Here is a 17957-nt window from a genome sequence, read left to right as displayed (position 1 = left end):
CCCACCGCGTTTCCCCGCCTCCGATGACCTCCCGCCTGCTTTTCTGCCTACTGCTGGGCGCTGCTTTCCGCGTTCAGGCCCAGCAACCCGCCACTTCCGCGCCAGCGGCTCGCTCCGTACCCGACGTTATCCTGCGTATTGATGGCAGTGAACTACCGGCCAAAGTACTGCTGGTGGGCCCGCAGCAGGTTCGGTACCTGGCCTTGACCGACTCGGTGCTCCAAACCGGCGATACGCTGAGCTTGGCCCGGCAGGAAATCTTCCTGATTCGGTTTGCCAACGGCACGCGGGAGTTGATGCGCCCTGCTGCGGAGCCCGCAGCCGCGGCGGCCTCGCCGCTGGCCGGGCTGTCGGAGTCCGAGCGAATTGCCCGGGGTCGCAACGACGCCCGCGCTTATTACGTGCCACCCAAGGGCGTTTTCTGGGGCACCTACGGCGCCACCTTCCTGGGCGCGTACGCCGGTATTGGCGCGGGAGCAGCCATTGCGGCCACCCCGCCGAAGCGTGCTACCCTGGTGGCTCCCCAACCCGGCCTGCTCGACGATGCGGCCTATTTGCAAGGCTACCGCCGCCAAGCCCAGAACCGCAAGCTTGGCAAGGCTGCGGCCGGATTCGGGGCGGCGGTGGGCACGCAGATTGCGCTGCTCGTGCTGCTGTTTGCTTCCATTACCCGGTAAACAGACCGCGCAAACCTAGTCCTGAACGAGGTGGTCAATCTATCCATCCGGGCCGCAGCGCCGTATGGATGATTTTCGACTCAACCACTCTCAGGGCCATGACTACTTTAACTTCTTCGGCGGCCTCCTACCTGCCGGGCACGCCTTCCCAGGGTCTGCGGACGCTGGCCCGGTTCGGCTTTGCGGCCAAGGGCGTCGTGTATATTCTGCTGGGGGCGCTGGCCGTGATGGCCGCCACCGGCCTGCGCGGCGGCCGCACCGCCGACAAGCAGCAGGTGCTGCAAACCATTCAGGACATGCCCATGGGCCGCTGGCTGCTGGGCTTGGTGGCCTTAGGCCTCGCCGGCTACGTCATCTGGCGGCTCACCCAGGCCATTCGCGACACCGAGGGCAAGGGCCACGACGCCAAGGGTCTGGCGCAACGGGCCAGCTTTGCCTTCAGCGGGCTGATTTACGCGGGCTTGGCTTACTACGCGGGCCGGGCGGCCTTCGAAAACACCGACGCCGGAGCCGGTAGCGGCGGCAGCACCCGCCAGTCGTTGGTGGCCACGCTGCTCGAGCAGCCCTTCGGCCAGTGGCTGGTAGGGGCCGTGGCGCTGGGCCTGGCGGGCGCGGGCCTGTATCAGATTTACCGGGCTTACTCGGGCTCGTTTGCCAAGCACGTCAATTCCGGCAGCCTGCCGGCCGAGCAGCAACGGCTGGTTCACCGCATGGGCCAGCTCGGCTACACGGCCCGCGGCATTGTGTGGGGTATTCTGGGCTACTTCATGCTCCAGGCCGCCCTGCAGGCCAATCCGCGCCAAGCCCAGGACACCGAGCAGGCCTTCGATCTGCTGGCCTCGATGGGAACCGGCGTGCTGGTGATAGTGGCCCTGGGCTTCGTTTGCTACGGCCTTTACATGATTGTGCGGGCCAAGTATCCCATCCTGCGCGGCGTATAAGTGCGCTAACCAGAACAGATCCTCACTCAACCCAGTGCATTAAAAAAGCCCCGGCCGCGATTCAACCGCGGCCGGGGCTTTTTTAGTGAAAGAGAGGTTAGTGCGCGGCGGCTACGGGCGCAGCTTCGCTGGCGTAGTCGCGCAGGTACTCGTAGCGCGGAGTGAGTTGGCCGTTGCGGACAATGGTAGCCCGCTCAATCACGCCTTCGGGGTCGCCGCCGAACAGGTGGGGCAGCACGTTGTCGATGAGCTGGCGGCCGAAGTCGCGGGACGCGTTGCGCGGCAGCTCGCAGGGCAGGTTATCCACGGCCATGACGGTGATGTTGGCGGGCCGCGAGTACGCCGGCTCCAGCTCCCCGGTAGCGGGGTTGTAGTCGAATGCCGGCTCCGGAATGCTGGTGCTGCGCTTGGTAGTAGGAATCGAGCCGTCGATGTCGCAGGTTACGTCGGCAATGGTGGTAATGCGGAAGTCGGGGCGGCGGGTGTCGGCCTCGGTGAACAGGCGCGGGGCCTCGGGGTGCCAGTAGGCGCAGGCAATGAGCAGATCGGTTACCGGCAGGTATTTGCCGAAGGTCGATTCGTACTCGCCGGGGTGCTGGTGAAAGTCGGGCGTATCCCACACCCGCTCGTCGCGGCGCCGGTTGTAATCCGAAGAGCGGAGCTGGGTGTACACGGGCTCGGCGAAATCGAGGTAGAGGTAGTCGTACACGCTCACCCGGCGCAGGCCCATCTTCTCCAATACCTCCAGCGCCCCCTGCGCCACCCGGCCCGAGCCGGTTACGGCAATCTTGATGGGCGGCAGCGCCTTCACCTTGAAGTACTCCTCCTGCATGTCGTCGAGGTCGGTGCACTGGTAGGCGGGCTTGAGCTGGTAGAGGCCGTGCTTGCGGCCGTAGGTCAGCAGCCCGTTGTAGGCCCCCACGATGCCGGCCCAGCGCCCGAAGGCCACGATTCGCTCCCCCCGGCCGTTGGTGAGCATCTCGTAGTCGATCAGGGTGATGTTCTTCTGCAGGATCTGGCGCAGCAGCTCGCGGTTGGCGGGCTGCTTTTTTACCGTGTGCGAAAAGAACAGGTAGGTTTTGTTGGGCACGAGCTGGGCCACGGGCACTTCCTTCACGCCCATGAGCACGTCGCAATCGGTCACGTCGGGCTGCACGGCCAGGCCCAGGTCGCGGTACTCCTGGTCACTGTAGCTGCGGATGTCGCTGCTTTGGGCCACCACGCGCACCTGCGGCCAGGCTTGCTGCACTTCCACGCATTTTTTGGGCGTAAGCGGCACCCGGCGGTCTACGGGTACTTTACCCTCGCGAATAAGCCCGAGCTTGATGGTTGACATTGCGGTAAGAAACTAAGGGTGTGGGAACGGCAAATCTATTGGTTTCGGCCGGATGCCGGCCCGCGCGCCGCCGCAGGACCGACCAGCAAGCCGGCAGACGGGTCGCACTTTTTGCCCGGAAAATGGTTTAGGGGTGGAGGCTTTTGGCCTACCTTTGTTCGGGTCTTTCCGAGGCCCGTTTTCCCCGCCAACCCATTCGTTTTCTGTATGAAGTTGTCCTTCAAGCCCGCCGACGTGTTCGTTGACCGCCACAATGGTCCTGACGCGGTGGCCGTGGCCGAGATGCTGCAAACCATCGGCGTAGACTCCGTCGAGCAGCTCATCAACGAAACCGTACCGGCCCGCATCCGCCTGAAGCACGAGCTGAACCTGCCTGCCGCCCTCACTGAGCGGCAGTTTTTGCATAAGTTCAAGCAGATTGCCGGCCAGAACCAGGTGTTCCGCTCCTTCATCGGGCTGGGCTACCACGACACCCAGATGCCGCCGGTCATCCTGCGCAACATCATGGAAAACCCCGGCTGGTACACGGCTTACACGCCCTACCAGGCCGAAATTGCCCAGGGCCGCCTCGAAGCCCTGCTCAACTACCAGACCATGGTAATTGACCTGACCGGCCTGGAAATTGCCAACGCCAGCCTGCTCGACGAGGGCACCGCCGCCGCCGAGGCCATGAACATGTTCCACGGCCTGACCAAGAAGAAAAACGCTACCAAGTTTTTCGTCTCCGACCAGGTGCTGCCCCAAACCATCGACGTGCTGCGCACCCGCGCCACGCCGCTGGGCATCGAGCTGGTCATCGGCGACCACCGCAGCGCCGACCTCGCGGACGACAACCTGTTCGGCGCCATTGTGCAGTACCCCGCTGCCGACGGCGAGCTGTTCGACTACACCGACTTTATTGCCCAGGCTCACGACAACGGCCAGTTCGTGGTCGTGGCGGCCGATCTGCTGGCTTTGACGCTGCTCACCTCGCCCGGCGAGATGGGGGCCGATGCCGTGGTGGGCAACTCGCAGCGCTTCGGCGTACCGCTGGGCTACGGCGGCCCCCACGCCGGCTTCCTGGCTACCAAGGACGCCTACAAGCGCGTGATTCCCGGCCGCATCATCGGCCAGAGCGTGGATGCAACCGGCAACAAGGCCTACCGCATGGCCCTGCAAACCCGCGAGCAGCACATCCGCCGCGAAAAAGCCACTTCCAACATCTGCACCGCCCAAGTGCTGCTGTCGGTTATTGCCGGCATGTACGCCGTGTACCACGGCCCGGAGCGCCTGAAGCAGATTGCCTCGAACGTGCACCTGCTCACCCGGCAGCTGGCCAGCGGCCTGCAGGAGCTGGGCCTCGGGCTGAACGTGGAAAACTACTTCGACACCATCAGCCTGAGCCTGGAAAGCTCTGAGCTGCGCCAGGCCCTGCAAACCGAGCTGGAAGCCCAAGGCATCAACCTGCGCTACTTTGCCGACGCCAACGTGGGCATTTCGCTGCACGAGAAAACCGACGCCGAGGATGTGGCCGACATCCTGCGCGCCTTCGCCAAGGTGCTCGGCAAGCACCTGCCCACGCCGGCCGAAACGGCCGACGCCCCCGTCGATGCCGAGCTGAGCTGGCCCAAGGAACTGATTCGCACGAGCGAGTATCTCACGCACCCGGTCTTCAACACGCACCACTCCGAGCACGAGCTGCTGCGCTACATGAAGCAGCTGGAGAACAAGGATCTGAGCCTGACGCACTCGATGATTTCGCTGGGCTCCTGCACCATGAAGCTCAACGCCACCGCCGAGATGATTCCGGTGACCTGGCCCGAAATTGGTCAGCTGCACCCCTTTGCCCCGCGCGAGCAGGCCCAGGGCTACGCCCAGATTTTCCGGGACCTGGAAGCCTGGCTGTGCGAAATCACCGGCTTCGACGCGGTGAGCCTGCAGCCCAACTCGGGCGCCCAGGGCGAGTACGCCGGCCTGCTGGTGATTAAAGCCTACCACGAAGCCCGCGGCGACTTCCACCGCAACGTGGCGTTGATTCCGGCCTCGGCCCACGGCACCAACCCCGCCTCGGCGGCCATGTGCGGCATGAACATCGTGGTGGTGAAAAGCACCGAGCAGGGTGAAATTGACCTGAACGACCTCAAGGAAAAGGCCGAGAAGCACTCGGCCAACCTGAGCTGCCTGATGGTGACCTACCCCTCGACGCACGGCGTGTACGAGGAAAGCATCATCGACATCTGCCAGCTGATTCACGAGCACGGCGGCCGCGTGTACATGGACGGCGCCAACATGAACGCCCAGGTGGGCCTCACCTCGCCCGCCAACATCGGTGCCGACGTGTGCCACCTGAACCTGCACAAAACCTTCTGCATCCCCCACGGCGGCGGCGGCCCCGGCGTGGGTCCCATCGGCGTGGTAGCCGACTTGGCGCCTTACCTGCCCGGCCACGTGGTGGTCGATGCCGATGGCCGCTCGGGCGGTGCCGTGTCGGCGGCGCCCTGGGGCTCGGCCAGCATCCTGCCTATTAGCTACGCCTACATCAACATGATGGGCGGCGACGGGCTGAAGGCAGCTACCCAGACGGCTATTCTGAACGCCAACTACCTGAAGGCCCGCCTGGAGGAGCACTACCCGGTGCTGTACACCGGCGCCAACGGCCGTTGCGCCCACGAAATGATTCTGGAATGCCGCCACTTCAAAAAGGCCGGCATTGAGGTCGAGGACATTGCCAAGCGCCTGATGGACTATGGCTTCCACGCGCCCACCGTGTCATTCCCGGTAGCGGGCACGCTGATGGTGGAGCCCACGGAGTCGGAAAGCAAGGAGGAGCTGGACCGCTTCTGCGAGGCCATGATCAAGATCCGCCAGGAAATCCGCGAAGTGGAGGAAGGCCGCGCCGATGCCAAGGACAACCTGCTCAAGCACGCTCCCCACACCGCCGCCGTGCTGCTGCACCAGGAGTGGACGCGCCCCTACTCGCGCGAGCAGGCCGCCTACCCCACCGACTTTGCCCGCCGCTTCAAGTTCTGGCCCTCGGTGTCGCGCATTGACTCGGCCTTTGGCGACCGGAACCTGATCTGCGCCTGCACGCCCATCGAGGCCTACGTCGACCAGGAAGAGCACCTGGTGCCCACCGACAAAGGGCCGTCGTACTAAGCAGACCTGGCTACTTAAACCAGCAACGCCCGGCACCGCAATGGTGCCGGGCGTTGTGTTTTTGGCGGGGTGGAAAAGAGGGGGAAGAAGGGTTAGCGGCCGAAGCAGCTACGGTACAGGAAACCGGTCTGGGCTTTACCGGTGGGGTCGGTTACGCGGGCTTTTACGAAGTAGGCGTCAACTGTGTCCATCACCTGCACCTCCATGCCGGAGGCGACGGTCATGAGCTGGGGAGAGTCTTTCTTCATGCCGTCGTACAGAATGCATTCCACCACGGTATTGCGCGCCACGGGAGTGCCGCCGCCCCGACTTCCCGAGGAAGTATCGTCTTTGGCCGTACTGCAGGCCGCCAGGGAGGCAGCCGCGAAGAAGAGTAGAATTTTTCGCATAGGGGAGGATTATGTTTGGGGGAAGATACCGAAAAAGCCGCCTCAGCCAATAGGCAGGAGGCGGCTTCTTGCGGCCGGAAGCGTCCGGTGGCTTAGCGCCGGGCCAGGCAGGCCCGGAACATGTAGCCGGTTACGGTCTTGCCGTCCTTGCTCAGGCTGGCCCGCACGAAGTAGGCGTTGGTTGAGTCGAGCACCAGCACCCGCGCGCCGCTGTCGACGGTGGTCAGCATCTCCGACTGGGTGCTGGCCGTGGTGTACAGGCCACATTGGGTGTTAGTCTGCCGCTCCACGGGCTCGGCGCGGTGCGGAATCACAGCGACATCGTCCTTGGAGGTGGCGCAGGCGCTGCCGAGCAAAGCCATCCAGAGTAGATTTTTCATAGCGGTAGGGGAAAGTGCAGAGCCGTAATATTCAATTCATATGTATTAATTCAAAATAAAATTGGCTTTTAATATTCTAAACTCCTGACTTCAATCCAGCAAAGGGGGAACGGCACGCCCTTGATTGCTGTTGAAAATGCAGCGGTCGGTCCGGCCTTCTTCCGCCCCGACCAGCTGATTTTCCACTTCCTCTGATTTACTGACATGAACCGTTTTCCTAAACTTCTGGCTCGTCCTCTGGCTTTGGCCGCGGTAGGCCTGAGCCTGCTGCTGGGTGCCAGTGGCTGCGCCTCGGTGCCGCGCGTGGGCGTCACATCCGACTTCGACCACGCCGTGAACTTCCGTGCTTATAAAACCTGGGGCTGGTACCCCGATCAGCCTACCGACGCCGAGGGCGGCCCGGCCAAGGGTTACAACTCGTTTTTCGATAAGCGCATGCGCGCGGCCGTGGATGCTGAGATGAAGCGCAAGGGCCTGACCCTGGTAGAAAAGAGCCCCGATGTGTTCGTGGCCTACAGCGCCCGCGTAGAGGACAAACAGCGCACCAACCCCAACGCCTACGGCCCCTATGCCTACTACCCTTTCTGGTACGGCCCCGGCGCCAGCCGCTGGAACCAGGTAACCGACTACAAAGCCGGCAACGTCATTATCGACATCGTAGATGCCAAGCGTAAGGAGTTGGTGTGGCGCGGTTACGGCCAGACCCAGGTTGACCAGCAGACAATTTCGGAAGCCGAAGTAAACCGCATTGTAGCCGGTGTGCTGGGCGACTTCCCCCCCAGTGACAACACTGCCCGCCGCTAGTTTTCCCTATGCTGATAGGTCAACGCCCGGTTACTGACCGGGCGTTGCAGTTTCAGAAAGGCTGGTCAATGGTACCCGCATGCAAAAGCCCGCCGGCTCAACATGAACCGGCGGGCTTTTGCGTTCAGTTGCGGCCGTTAAATCGGCACGTTTACGTGGCGCTCGGCGTGGTAGGAGCTGCGCACCAGGGGGCCGCTTTCCACGTACTTCAGCCCCCGGCGCAGGCCCTCTTCCTTGTAGTGGGCAAACAGGTCGGGGTGAATGAACTCGGCTACTTCGATGTGGCGCTTGGTCGGCTGCAGGTACTGGCCCAGCGTCAGGATGTCGAGGCCGTTGGCGGCCAGGTCGTCCATGGCCTGATACATCTCGTCTTTGGTTTCGCCCAGGCCCAGCATAATGCCCGACTTGGTACGCTTGCCGGCCTCCTTGGTGCGGCGAATCTGCTCGAGGCTGCGGTCGTACTTGGCCTGCGGACGCACCAGACGATAGAGGCTGCCCACGGTTTCCATGTTGTGCGACACCACTTCCTGGCCGCCGGCAATCATCGTATCGAGCGCGGCCCAGTTGGCTTTCACGTCGGGAATCAGGGTTTCGATGGTCGTAGCGGGCGAAAGCTGCTTGGTTTGCACCACCGTTTCGTACCACACGCTGGCCCCGCGGTCCTTCAGCTCGTCGCGGTTAACGGAGGTGATGACGGCGTGCTTGACGCCCATGAGCTTGATGGCCTCGGCTACGCGGCGCGGCTCGTCGAGGTCATACTCGTTGGGGCGGCCGGTGGCCACGGCGCAGAACGAGCAGGAGCGCGTGCACACGTTGCCCAGAATCATGAAGGTAGCCGTGCCGGCTCCCCAACACTCGCCCATGTTGGGGCAGTTGCCCGATTCGCAGATGGTATGCAGCTTGTGCTCGTCCACCAGCTTGCGCACGTTGGCGTAGGCCGGGCCCACAGGCAGCTTCACGCGCAGCCAGTCGGGCTTGCGCGGTTTGGCGGGCGCAGCGGCTTCGGGTTGAATGACGGGGAGTAGCAGGAGTTCGTCCATGAATGCAAAGGTAACGCGGAATCGGCAGAGCACGGGCCCGATAAGCCGGGTTAGCAGCCCGCGGCGGAACACAAAAAACGGGCCCCGAGGCCCGTTTCGTTCCTGCATTAACCGCTCAGCGCCCGAAAAGTCGACGGGGCGGGCGCAATAATTACCAGCTTAGTTGCGGTGCCCGATGTAGAGCGTCACATACAGCGAGGAAAACACCTGGTCGTTGAGCTGCTTGTTGGTGAGCTGGGCCGAGCGCAGGATGGTGAGCGGCGAGGTGTAGGCTTCGAGCACTACGCCCGCTTCGAGGCCTGCCACGGTGTCGCGGTAGCGGCCGTACTCGAAGTTGAGCGCGCCGCGCACGTGGGCCCCGACTTTGGGCTTCAGCTCGTGTATGCCGGAAAACAGCGGGGCGCGGTCGTAAATGGGCTTGTTGGTGCCGGGGTCAAACTGCTCGGCGCGGATGTCGTCGGGTGCCGAGTTGGGGCGGCCGGGGTTGGGCTCCGAGTAGTCGTAGTACACATAGTAGGGCAGCAGCAGCCCCACCGAGGGGCCGGCGCCGGCCAGGGCGCTGATCTGCACACCTGAGTCGGGAGCCTTGCGGAACACGGTGCGCTGCACGCCGAAAGTGGGCCGCAGCACAAATAGGTAGTTGCTTTTGCCCACCACGTAGATGCCGCCGAAGTTGTTGGCCACCCGGATTTCTTTGGGGTGCTTCACTTCCACGCCTTCCACCATCCAGAAGCGCGACCAGTCGTCGTTGAGCACCCGCATGGAGCGCAGCGCCACGCCGCCAATCAGGCCGGCGTTGGAGTTGAAGTTGATGCCGTAGGTCAGCTCCTTGCGGTAGCCAACTTTCTCCTGGGCATCCTGAGCCGAAGCCGTGGGCACCGCGGCCACGACGGCTGCCAGCAGCAAACCGAAAAACAGCAGGGTACGAGTACGCACGGCTACAGCAGAAAGCAAGGAGTGGGCAAAAACGGCGCGCCTGCCCGCGGGCCGCGCCTTTCCGAAAGTACGTAATTTTGAACGCATACGTCTGACGTTTTCAAAACTTTATGAGCACTGCCACCGCCCGCTACGCCGGCCAACTGCGTACCGAAGCCACCCACGTCGCCTCGGGCACCACCATTCACACCGACGCTCCGCTGGACAACCACGGCCGGGGCGAGGCCTTCTCCCCTACCGACCTGGTGTGCACCGCTCTGGGCGCCTGCATGATGACCATCATGGGCATCGTAGCCGAGCGCCACGCGCTGGATCTGACGAGCGTAACGTTCGACGTGACCAAGCACATGGCCGCCGACCCGCGCCGCATCATCGAAATCGAGCTGCTGTTTCGCATGCCGGCCGCGCTGCCCACCGAGAAGCGCACCCTGCTCGAACGCGCCGCCCGCACCTGTCCGGTGGCTCTGAGTTTGAACCCCGAAATCCGCCAGACGGTTCAGTTTTCCTACGAGGCCTAAGCCGGCAAAACCGGGGCGCCCCCGCAGCGGCTGGTGCGGCTGGTAGCCGGACCGAGCTGCCGCGGGGGCGCCCCAGCGTTTTACAGCAGCTGCCGGCGGATTTCGCCGAGCTGGATGTTCATATGCGAGGCGCTGTAGTGGCAGTTTCCATCGCGAATCAGCAGCAGCTGAGGCGACTCGTGGCGCACGTCGAACTGCTGGGCTATTTCGTTGGAAATGGGCCGGTAGCGCAGCAAATCCAGGTAGTAGGTTTTCACCTGGCCCAGGTCGGCGTCGGGCCACTGGCGCTCCAGGCGGGTTTTGGCCATGGCGCTGATGGAGCAGGAGGTGCTGTGCTTAAAAATCACGACGGGCTGCTCGGCCGACTCGCGCACGATGTCGGTCAGCTGCTCGGGCTGGGTAAGCGGAATCCACTGCATTTATTCGGTCGGTTGGGGTTTCTTCTTGCGCCGGTTGGCCTGAAACGACGGGTCGCTCACGCGGGCGGTGCCGGTGTTGTCGAAGCGGTAACGGTTGCGCTCGTCCTCGGGGTTCCGCACGCGCTGGCCGCTTTCCCCGGGGCGCATGGCCTGCTTGTCCACCGCCAGGTGGGCGCGGCGCAGGTCTTCGGCGGCGGGGTACTTGCGGGCATCGCGCAGGGCCTTGCGGGCTTGGCTGCGGTTGTGCTTGCTGTCGGTAATCTGGGCGGTGACCGGCTGCGCCAGCAGGGCACTCAGCAGAACGGCAACGAATGAGGAGCTACGTAGCAGACGAACCATGAGACGCGGGGGATATAGCCGGAAAACCGGATTCTTGTACGGGAGAAGGGCCGCCCGGGGTGCGGCTGGGGCCTGATGCTTAGAACGTAATGCCGAAGATGCGCCGCTGCCCCACTTTTTTCTTGAGCTTGCGCCGCTCCAGCTTGGGCTTTTTGAGCAGGCCGTTGCGGTCGTAGCTGTTGCGCTGCACCTTGGCCGGCTCCTTGCTCGCCGACATATCGGTGCCGTCGGCGGCGGCTTCGACGGGCGCGGCGGCCTTTTTGCGCTTCTGCTTGGGCATCACCGGGCCCTTGGGGGTGGGCAGGCGGTAGGGCCTGCAGCCCGTAGCCGCGCCGGCCAGCACCAGCAGCACCAGCCCCAGCCACCAGAGCCGACGAAGCGAAAACAAGGAAGACGAGCGCAGCACAACGAGCACCATAAGAGAGCGAAAATTACAAAGGCCGGGGCACATATGCCCCGGCCTTTGCGTTGCCGCCGGCCCGCCCCCACCGGGCGCAGCCGCCGTGAATCGAGCCGCCTAGTACGCCAGCAGCTTTTCCACGCACTGGCGCAGGCGGGCGTCGGCCAGGAAATTCTTTTCCAGGGGCGGCGCGAAGGGAATGGCCGTATCGAGCGAGGCCACGCGCTGAATGGGGGCGTCGAGCGAGGTAAAGCAGTGCTCGGCAATCCAGGCGCCGATTTCGCCGCCGATGCCGCCGGTGAGCGTGTCTTCGTGCAGCAGAATCACGCGGCCGGTTTTCTCCACCGTGCGGCGCACCGCGGCCTCGTCCCAGGGCAGCAGGGTGCGCAGGTCCAGGATGTCGCAGTCCAGGCCCATCTCGTCGGCCAGCTTCTGGGCCCAGTGCACGCCCAGGCCGTAGGTGATGATGCTCAGCTCCTGGCCTTCGCGGGCCAGGCGGGCCTGGCCGATGGGCAGGGTGTAGTACTCGTCGGGCACCGGCTCGGAGATGGAGCGGTACAGCAGCTTGTGCTCGAAGTAAATCACCGGGTTGGGGTCTTCGATGGCGGCGGCCAGCAGGCCCTTGGCGTCGTAGGGGGTGCTGGGGTACACCACCTTCAGGCCCGGGGTGTGCACAAACCAGGCTTCGTTGCTCTGCGAGTGGAAGGGCCCGGCGGCCGAACCGGCGCCGGTAGGCATGCGCACCACCACGTCGGCGTGCTGGCCCCAGCGGTAGTGGCTTTTGGCCAGGTTGTTTACAATCTGGTTGAAGCCGCAGGTCACGAAGTCGGCAAACTGCATTTCCACCATGGCCTTTTTGCCCTTGATGCTCAGCCCCAGGCCCGTGCCCACGATGGCCGACTCGCAGAGCGGGGTGTTGCGCACCCGCTCCTTGCCGAACTGGGCCACGAAGCCGTCAGTAATCTTGAACACGCCGCCGTACTCGGCAATGTCCTGGCCCATGAGCACCAGCTCGGGGTAGCGCTCCATGCTCTGGCGCAGCCCATCGGAGATGGCGTCGACGTAGCGCTTGTCGGTGCGCGGGGCGCCGGGGGCGGGGCTGTGGTCGGGGGCCACGAAGGGCTTGTACATGTCGGCCACTTCCTCCGGGGTGTCGGCCGTTACCTCGGGCGTGTCGAACACCACGCGCCAGGCCTCGTCAATCTCGTCCTTGATGGTGCGGCGGTAGCGCTGCTTGGCTTCCTCGTCGAGCACGCCCTCGGCCATGAGGTAGCGCTCGAAGTTCTCCACCGGGTCTTTCTGGGCCCACTCGTCGAACAGCTCCTGGGGCACGTACTTGGTGCCCGAGGCTTCCTCGTGGCCGCGCATGCGGAAGGTGAGGGCCTCCAGCAGCACGGGCCGCGGGTTCTGGCGGATGTCTTCGGCGAGGCGGCGCACCGTGTCGTACACCTCCAGCACGTTGTTGCCGTCGACCTGCACGGCCTCGATGCCGTAGGCCGGGCCCTTGTTGATGAAGTAGCCGTGGCGGAACTGCTCGTTCGAGGGCGTGGAGAGGCCGTAGCCGTTGTTTTCGACGATGAAGATGACCGGCAGCTGCCACACGGCGGCCACGTTCAGGCCCTCGTGGAAGTCGCCCTCGGAGGCGCCGCCGTCGCCGCTATACACCACCGTTACCTTGCCGGCGCCATCGAGCTTCGAGGCCAGGGCAATGCCGTCGGCCACGGCCAGCTGGGGCCCCAGGTGGCTGATCATGCCCACGATGTGGTGCTCGTTGGTGCCGAAGTGGAACGACCGGTCGCGGCCCTTGGTGAAGCCGGTTTTCTTGCCCTGCCACTGGGCAAAGAGCTGGTCGAGCGGCAGCTGGCGGCCGGTAAACACGCCCAGGTTGCGGTGCAGGGGCAAGATGTACTCGTCGGGGTGCAGGGCCAGGGTCGAGCCCACCGAAATGGCTTCCTGCCCGATGCCCGAAAACCACTTGCTCACCTTGCCCTGGCGCAGCAGAATGAGCATTTTCTCTTCGATCATGCGCGGCTTTACGAGGCCTTCGTAGAGGCGCAGCAGCTCGTCGTTGGAGTAGTCTTTGCGGTCGAATTGCATGGGGTGGGAAAGGGCCGGTTGGGTTAGGCGGGCAAAGGTAGAAGGTTGGGCGAAAGGGCGAAGGCCGCCCGGCGCCGATTCCCGACCCGCACCTGCCGCCCCTTGGCGGCTGTTTATCACCGAAACGGTCGTTGCCAGGACCTTTTCAGTCATCCCAAGCACCGAATCGGTCCTTGCAAGGACCAAAACGATGGTTGCAACCACCAAAACGGTCATCCAAAGCACCGAAACGGTCATCACAATGACCAAATCGGTCATTGCAACGACCGATTTGGTCATTGCAATCAGCAAAACAGCCTTCGCAAGCACCGAAAAGGTGGTTGCGAAGGCTGTTGGGGGTAGCGGCCGGGTGGAAAGCCGCGCGGCCTAGGCCGGTTCGGGGCTGGTCGCTTTGGGTTTAGGGCCGCCGGTCTTACGGGTGTTCGACTTGGCGTAGTAGGCGGCAACCTGCTGGCGCAGCTCGCCCAAGTCGGCGGTTTCGCCGTTGTCTTTCTTGATGTCTTCGTGGATGTTGTTGACCTGAAAGATGATGTCGGAGCCAAGCACGTTCAGGGCGTTGTCGAGGCGGGTCAGCTCGGGTTGCAGCTGGTTGCGCAGCGTGTGCAGGTGGCGGTAGGCCACGATTTTAGCGCGCAGCTGCTCGGGGTTGGTGGATTTGCGCATCACGTCGGGGGCCTGCTCGGCGGCCTGCAGGGCCGCATCGGCCAGGGGCAGGCGCTCGGGCGAGATGGTGGCGGAGGTGAGCAGGCTCACGGGCTGCTGGGGCACGAAGCTGAGCGCGCTTTGGAGGTCCTTGATGGATTGGCCGGCGGCCGTGACGTTGTTCGCCGCCACCGCAGCGGTAAAGTGGTTGCCTTTGGGCATGGTACGAAAAGGATAAGATGGAAAGAATGGGTGGGCGTGAGCAGTTTAGGCAAAGCGCCGGATATAGTCAAGGGCCCACCGCCCACCGAACCTGCGGCCGGTTTCGTAGGTTGTAGCCTCGTTCCGTTTCCCGGGCGCTCCGCCTGCTGACCCTATGATCCACTTCCAGGAATTTACCCTCGCCAACGGCCTGCGCTGCATCGTGCACGAGGACTTCACCCAGCCCATGGCCGTGCTCAACGTGCTCTACAACGTGGGCTCGCGCGACGAAGACCCCGCCCACACCGGCTTTGCCCACCTCTTCGAGCACCTGATGTTCTCGGGCTCGGTCAACATTCCCAGCTACGACGAGCCCCTGCAGCGCGTGGGCGGCGAAAACAACGCCTTCACCTCGCCCGACATTACCAACTACTACCTCACCCTGCCGGCCCCGAACATCGAAACCGGCTTCTGGCTCGAGTCGGACCGCATGCTGAGCCTGGCTTTCTCGGAGCAGGGCCTCGACGTGCAGCGCAAGGTGGTGGTGGAAGAGTTCAAGCAAACCTACCTCAACCAGCCCTACGGCGACGTGTGGCTGAAGCTGCGCCCCTTGGCCTACCAGCAGCACCCCTACCGCTGGCCCACCATCGGCCAGGAAATCGGCCACATCGAAAACGCTACCATGCCGCAGGTGCGCGCCTTTTTCCAGAAGCACTACTCGCCCGCCAACGCCATCCTGGTGGTGGCCGGCGCGGTCACGCTGGCCGAGGTGCAGCGCCTGGCCGAGAAGTGGTTCGGCCCCATCGAGGCCGGCGTACGCTACGAGCGGCAGTTGCCGCGCGAGCCGCGCCAGACCGAAGCCCGCAGCCTCACGGTGGAGGCCGACGTGCCGCTGAGCGCCCTCTATAAAGTGTACCACATGCCCGGCCGCGCCGACGAAGCCTACTTCGCCGCCGATTTGCTCAGCGACGTGCTGGGCCGGGGCAAGTCGTCGCGCCTGTACCAGCGCCTGGTGAAGGAACGCCCGCTGTTCAACGGCATTTCGGCCTCCGTCAGCGGCTCCCTGGAGCCGGGCCTGCTGGTCATCAGCGGCAAGCTCAACGCCGGCGTGAGCCTGGCCGAGGCCGACGCCGCCGTGGAGGAAGTAGTGGCCGAGCTGCGCCAGACAGCCGTGGCCCCCGACGAGCTGGAGAAAGTGAAAAACCAGGCCGAAGCCAGCATCGTGTTCGGCGAAGTAGAGCTGCTGAACCGCGCCATGAATCTGGCCTACTACAAGCTGATCGGCAACGCTGACCTCATCAACCAGGAAAGCGCCCGCGTTCAGGCCGTGCAGCCCGCCGACGTGCTGGCCGCCGCCCAGGAAGTGCTACGCCCCGACAACTGCTCGACGCTCTACTACCAGGCCCGCACCCCGCAGCCCCTGCCCGTCGAAGCCGAAGGGGCCCTGGCCTAAGTCAGCGCAACCCGCTTGAAACCACAGATGCCCCGGCTGGACCAGCCGGGGCATCTGTGGTTTAGGAGCAGTACTTGACCCGCGCCTGGTACTTACTCGGGCCGGCGCTGGCCGTTGTTGTAGTCCTGGCTGCGGGGGCGCATACTGGGCTTGCGCTCAATGGGCCGGCCCATGTAGTCGGAGCGCAGCCGCGAGGCGGGCAGCAGCGGTGAGCCGGGCGCCACGCTCATGCCCTCGATACGCGGGGGCGTGTTGCTGGCCCCGCCAAAGTCGCCGCCGAAACCGCCGCTGGCCCCGGCCTCAACGCCGGTGCTTTGCCCGCTGGCTGGCGGGGCCGGGGTAGTGGCCGTGGCCGGCGCGTCCGATACGGGGTTGGCCGCGTCGGACTGGCTGGGCGTACCCCATTCGTCGGTAGCGGGCTTGGTGGCCGCCTTCGAGGTGGTGGTTTGCTTTTTAGTCGTCGGTTTCTGTTGAGCGTGGGCCCCCGTGAAAGCCATCGTCATCAACAGCACAAGGAAAGTCAGCCGTGTCATGGGGTTGAGAAAGTAGAAGGGTGAACGGAATACCACCGCTTGTACGTGCAAACCACCGACGCGGACACATAAGTTCTTATTGCTGAGCTTAATAGAAACCGATTTTCCTATATAGCCGCTAGCGTTTTTTGCGGCTGCTGGTCTTGGCGGGCGTGGCCGTGGAGCGCAGCGAAGTGCTGCCGGCTTTCACCGCGGGCTTGCTGGCCGAGGTCAGTTTGTTTTTGGGCTTGAGCGGGCGGCCCATGTAGTCGGTGGTGAGCGGCATGGGGCGGCCCAGGCGCATGCCGGGGGCCAGCTTCACGTCTTCGGAGTTGCGGGGCACCGGGCGGGCGGCGTAGCCGCGGCCCGAGCGGTTGCGGGTCTGGGCCTGCGCCGCGTCGGCACCGACAAGGGCCAGGGCCGCGGTCAACAAAAAGGGAGTCAGCAGGGTACGTAGCATGGCGCAGGAATTAAGGTGAAGCCGAAGTCGGTCAGCCTGATACGGCGCTGCCCCCGCCGGGGATGTGCCAGCGCCCGGCCCGGACCGTTGCCAGCGGTGGCGGCCGGCGGCTATCTTTGCCGGCGATATGCAGGACACGATTCAACAGCTCGGCCAGGAAATCGAGGCCTACGACGTTACGACGGCGCAGCAGCTCGACCAGTTTCGCATTGCCTATACCGGCCGCAAGGGCCGCATTGCCGACCTTTTCGACCAGCTCAAATCGGTGCCGGCCGAAGACCGCCGCGCCGTGGGCCAGCAGCTTAACCAGCTCAAGCAACGGGCCCAGGAAAAGTTTGACCAGCGCCGTCAGCAGCTCGAAGACGAGGCCGCAGCCCAGCCCGCCGACCCGGGCTACGACTACACCCTGCCGCCGGTGCCGGGCGCCCTGGGTACGCGCCACCCGCTGAGCCTTACCCGCGATGAAATCGTGCGCATTTTCGCCCGCATCGGCTTCAACGTGGCCGAGGGACCCGAAATCGAGGACGACTGGCACAACTTCTCGGCCCTGAACTTTGCCGAGAACCACCCCGCCCGCGAAATGCAGGACACCTTCTTCCTGGCGGATGGGGTGACAAGTGACACGGAACAGGTGACAAGTGACACGGAACAGGTAACGGGTCAGCACGAAGACGGGTCACCTGTCACCTCATCGCCTGTTACCTCATCACCTAATCACCTTTTGCGCACGCACACCAGCACCGTGCAGGTGCGCCTGATGCAGAGCCAGAAGCCGCCTATTCGCTCCATCATGCCGGGCCGGGTGTACCGCAACGAAGCCATTTCGGCCCGCGCCCACATGGTTTTCCACCAGATCGAAGGGCTGTACGTGGACGAGAAGGTGAGCTTCGCCGACCTCAAGCAAACCATCTATTACTTCGCCCAGGAATTCTACGGGGCCGACGTGAAGATGCGCATGCGCCCCTCCTACTTCCCCTTCACCGAGCCCAGCGCCGAGGTCGACATCTCCTGCCTGATTTGCAAGGGCGCGGGCTGCAACATCTGCAAGTACACCGGCTGGGTTGAAATCCTGGGCTGCGGCATGGTCGACCCGAACGTGCTGCGCAACTGCGGCATCGACCCCGAGCGCTACTCCGGCTTTGCCTTCGGCATGGGCTTGGAGCGCCCCACCATGCTCAAGTACCAGATCAAGGACCTGCGTCTGTTCACCCAGAACGATATGCGCTTTCTGCGCCAGTTCGAGGCCATTCACTAAGCCCGCCTCCGCCGGCCCGCTGT

20 protein-coding genes are annotated in these 17957 nt (G+C 64.1%); 8 read left to right on the top strand and 12 right to left on the bottom strand.

The genetic code is table 11. The features are described from left to right. Positions 1-23 precede the first annotated feature (23 nt). Together ACE191_RS15610 and ACE191_RS15605 are read left to right on the top strand one after the other, a co-directional pair. Positions 24-677 (top strand): hypothetical protein, encoded by a 654-nt coding sequence (locus tag ACE191_RS15610; protein ID WP_400193168.1) that lies wholly within the window; start codon positions 24-26, stop codon positions 675-677. Positions 678-775: 98 nt separating this feature from the next. Continuing rightward, on the top strand, positions 776-1618 hold the full coding sequence (locus ACE191_RS15605) for a DUF1206 domain-containing protein (RefSeq protein WP_400193167.1): 843 nt from the start codon (positions 776-778) through the stop codon (positions 1616-1618). 97 nt (positions 1619-1715) lie between these two features. On the opposite strand, the gene ACE191_RS15600 is transcribed toward ACE191_RS15605, so the two are convergent. After that, complete coding sequence (locus ACE191_RS15600) at positions 1716-2954, bottom strand: NAD(P)-dependent oxidoreductase (protein WP_400193166.1); 1239 nt, start codon at positions 2952-2954, stop codon at positions 1716-1718. Positions 2955-3161: 207 nt separating this feature from the next. On the opposite strand from ACE191_RS15600, the gene gcvP reads away from it, so the two are divergent. After that, positions 3162-6089 (top strand): aminomethyl-transferring glycine dehydrogenase, encoded by a 2928-nt coding sequence (gene gcvP, locus ACE191_RS15595; protein ID WP_400193165.1) that lies wholly within the window; start codon positions 3162-3164, stop codon positions 6087-6089. A gap of 92 nt (positions 6090-6181) precedes the next feature. Here the strand turns inward: gcvP and ACE191_RS15590 are convergent, their stop codons facing one another. Then, positions 6182-6478: a hypothetical protein gene (locus tag ACE191_RS15590; protein WP_400193164.1), complete on the bottom strand. Its 297-nt coding sequence runs from the start codon at positions 6476-6478 to the stop codon at positions 6182-6184. 92 nt (positions 6479-6570) lie between these two features. Continuing rightward, positions 6571-6858: an SH3 domain-containing protein gene (locus ACE191_RS15585; protein ID WP_400193163.1), complete on the bottom strand. Its 288-nt coding sequence runs from the start codon at positions 6856-6858 to the stop codon at positions 6571-6573. Positions 6859-7062: 204 nt separating this feature from the next. Here ACE191_RS15585 and ACE191_RS15580 point away from each other — a divergent pair, with 204 nt between their 5' ends. Beyond that, positions 7063-7662: a DUF4136 domain-containing protein gene (locus ACE191_RS15580; RefSeq protein ID WP_400193162.1), complete on the top strand. Its 600-nt coding sequence runs from the start codon at positions 7063-7065 to the stop codon at positions 7660-7662. A gap of 137 nt (positions 7663-7799) precedes the next feature. Here ACE191_RS15580 and lipA read toward each other — a convergent pair whose 3' ends face one another. Both lipA and ACE191_RS15570 read right to left on the bottom strand, forming a co-directional pair. Next, a complete protein-coding gene (lipA, locus tag ACE191_RS15575; RefSeq protein WP_400193161.1) occupies positions 7800-8702 on the bottom strand; it encodes a lipoyl synthase in 903 nt (300 codons plus the stop codon). Positions 8703-8861: 159 nt separating this feature from the next. Next, complete coding sequence (locus ACE191_RS15570; RefSeq protein ID WP_400193160.1) at positions 8862-9638, bottom strand: hypothetical protein; 777 nt, start codon at positions 9636-9638, stop codon at positions 8862-8864. A 110-nt stretch (positions 9639-9748) separates the two neighbouring features. Between ACE191_RS15570 and ACE191_RS15565 the strand changes: the two genes are divergently transcribed. Further along, positions 9749-10156, top strand: a complete 408-nt coding sequence (locus tag ACE191_RS15565) for an OsmC family protein (protein WP_400193159.1) — start codon at positions 9749-9751, stop codon at positions 10154-10156. Positions 10157-10236: 80 nt separating this feature from the next. On the opposite strand, the gene ytxJ is transcribed toward ACE191_RS15565, so the two are convergent. The 4 genes from ytxJ to ACE191_RS15545 form a co-directional block, all read right to left on the bottom strand. After that, complete coding sequence (ytxJ, locus tag ACE191_RS15560) at positions 10237-10575, bottom strand: bacillithiol system redox-active protein YtxJ (RefSeq protein ID WP_400193158.1); 339 nt, start codon at positions 10573-10575, stop codon at positions 10237-10239. Continuing rightward, the gene (locus tag ACE191_RS15555; protein WP_400193157.1) at positions 10576-10914 is read right to left on the bottom strand and encodes a hypothetical protein; all 339 of its coding nucleotides are present in this window, start codon (positions 10912-10914) and stop codon (positions 10576-10578) included. It abuts the gene before it with no gap. A 79-nt stretch (positions 10915-10993) separates the two neighbouring features. Next, positions 10994-11332, bottom strand: coding sequence for a hypothetical protein (locus ACE191_RS15550; protein ID WP_400193156.1), 339 nt, complete (start codon positions 11330-11332; stop codon positions 10994-10996). A 99-nt stretch (positions 11333-11431) separates the two neighbouring features. Beyond that, positions 11432-13411 carry a thiamine pyrophosphate-dependent enzyme gene (locus tag ACE191_RS15545; RefSeq protein WP_400193155.1) on the bottom strand — a complete coding sequence of 660 codons (1980 nt, stop codon included), beginning with the start codon at positions 13409-13411 and terminating at the stop codon, positions 11432-11434. A gap of 190 nt (positions 13412-13601) precedes the next feature. On the opposite strand from ACE191_RS15545, the gene ACE191_RS15540 reads away from it, so the two are divergent. Continuing rightward, complete coding sequence (locus ACE191_RS15540; protein ID WP_400193154.1) at positions 13602-13781, top strand: hypothetical protein; 180 nt, start codon at positions 13602-13604, stop codon at positions 13779-13781. Here ACE191_RS15540 and ACE191_RS15535 read toward each other — a convergent pair. Beyond that, a complete protein-coding gene (locus tag ACE191_RS15535) occupies positions 13778-14275 on the bottom strand; it encodes a hypothetical protein (protein ID WP_400193153.1) in 498 nt (165 codons plus the stop codon). The genes ACE191_RS15540 and ACE191_RS15535 overlap by 4 nt on opposite strands. Before the next feature lie 154 nt (positions 14276-14429). Here ACE191_RS15535 and ACE191_RS15530 point away from each other — a divergent pair, with 154 nt between their 5' ends. Beyond that, positions 14430-15707 carry a M16 family metallopeptidase gene (locus ACE191_RS15530; protein WP_400193152.1) on the top strand — a complete coding sequence of 426 codons (1278 nt, stop codon included), beginning with the start codon at positions 14430-14432 and terminating at the stop codon, positions 15705-15707. 92 nt (positions 15708-15799) lie between these two features. Here ACE191_RS15530 and ACE191_RS15525 read toward each other — a convergent pair whose 3' ends face one another. Next, positions 15800-16240 (bottom strand): hypothetical protein, encoded by a 441-nt coding sequence (locus ACE191_RS15525; RefSeq protein ID WP_400193151.1) that lies wholly within the window; start codon positions 16238-16240, stop codon positions 15800-15802. Positions 16241-16358: 118 nt separating this feature from the next. Continuing rightward, the gene (locus ACE191_RS15520; RefSeq protein WP_400193150.1) at positions 16359-16679 is read right to left on the bottom strand and encodes a hypothetical protein; all 321 of its coding nucleotides are present in this window, start codon (positions 16677-16679) and stop codon (positions 16359-16361) included. Between the two features lie 127 nt (positions 16680-16806). Here ACE191_RS15520 and pheS point away from each other — a divergent pair, with 127 nt between their 5' ends. Next, a complete protein-coding gene (pheS, locus tag ACE191_RS15515) occupies positions 16807-17934 on the top strand; it encodes a phenylalanine--tRNA ligase subunit alpha (protein ID WP_400193149.1) in 1128 nt (375 codons plus the stop codon). Positions 17935-17957: the final 23 nt, after the last annotated feature.

Origin of the sequence: Hymenobacter sp. B81 (genome assembly GCF_044628455.1) — a bacterium.
GTDB lineage: Bacteria > Bacteroidota > Bacteroidia > Cytophagales > Hymenobacteraceae > Solirubrum.
Note: the sequence above shows the minus strand (reverse complement) of the source record. Positions and strands in the feature narration are given on the sequence as shown.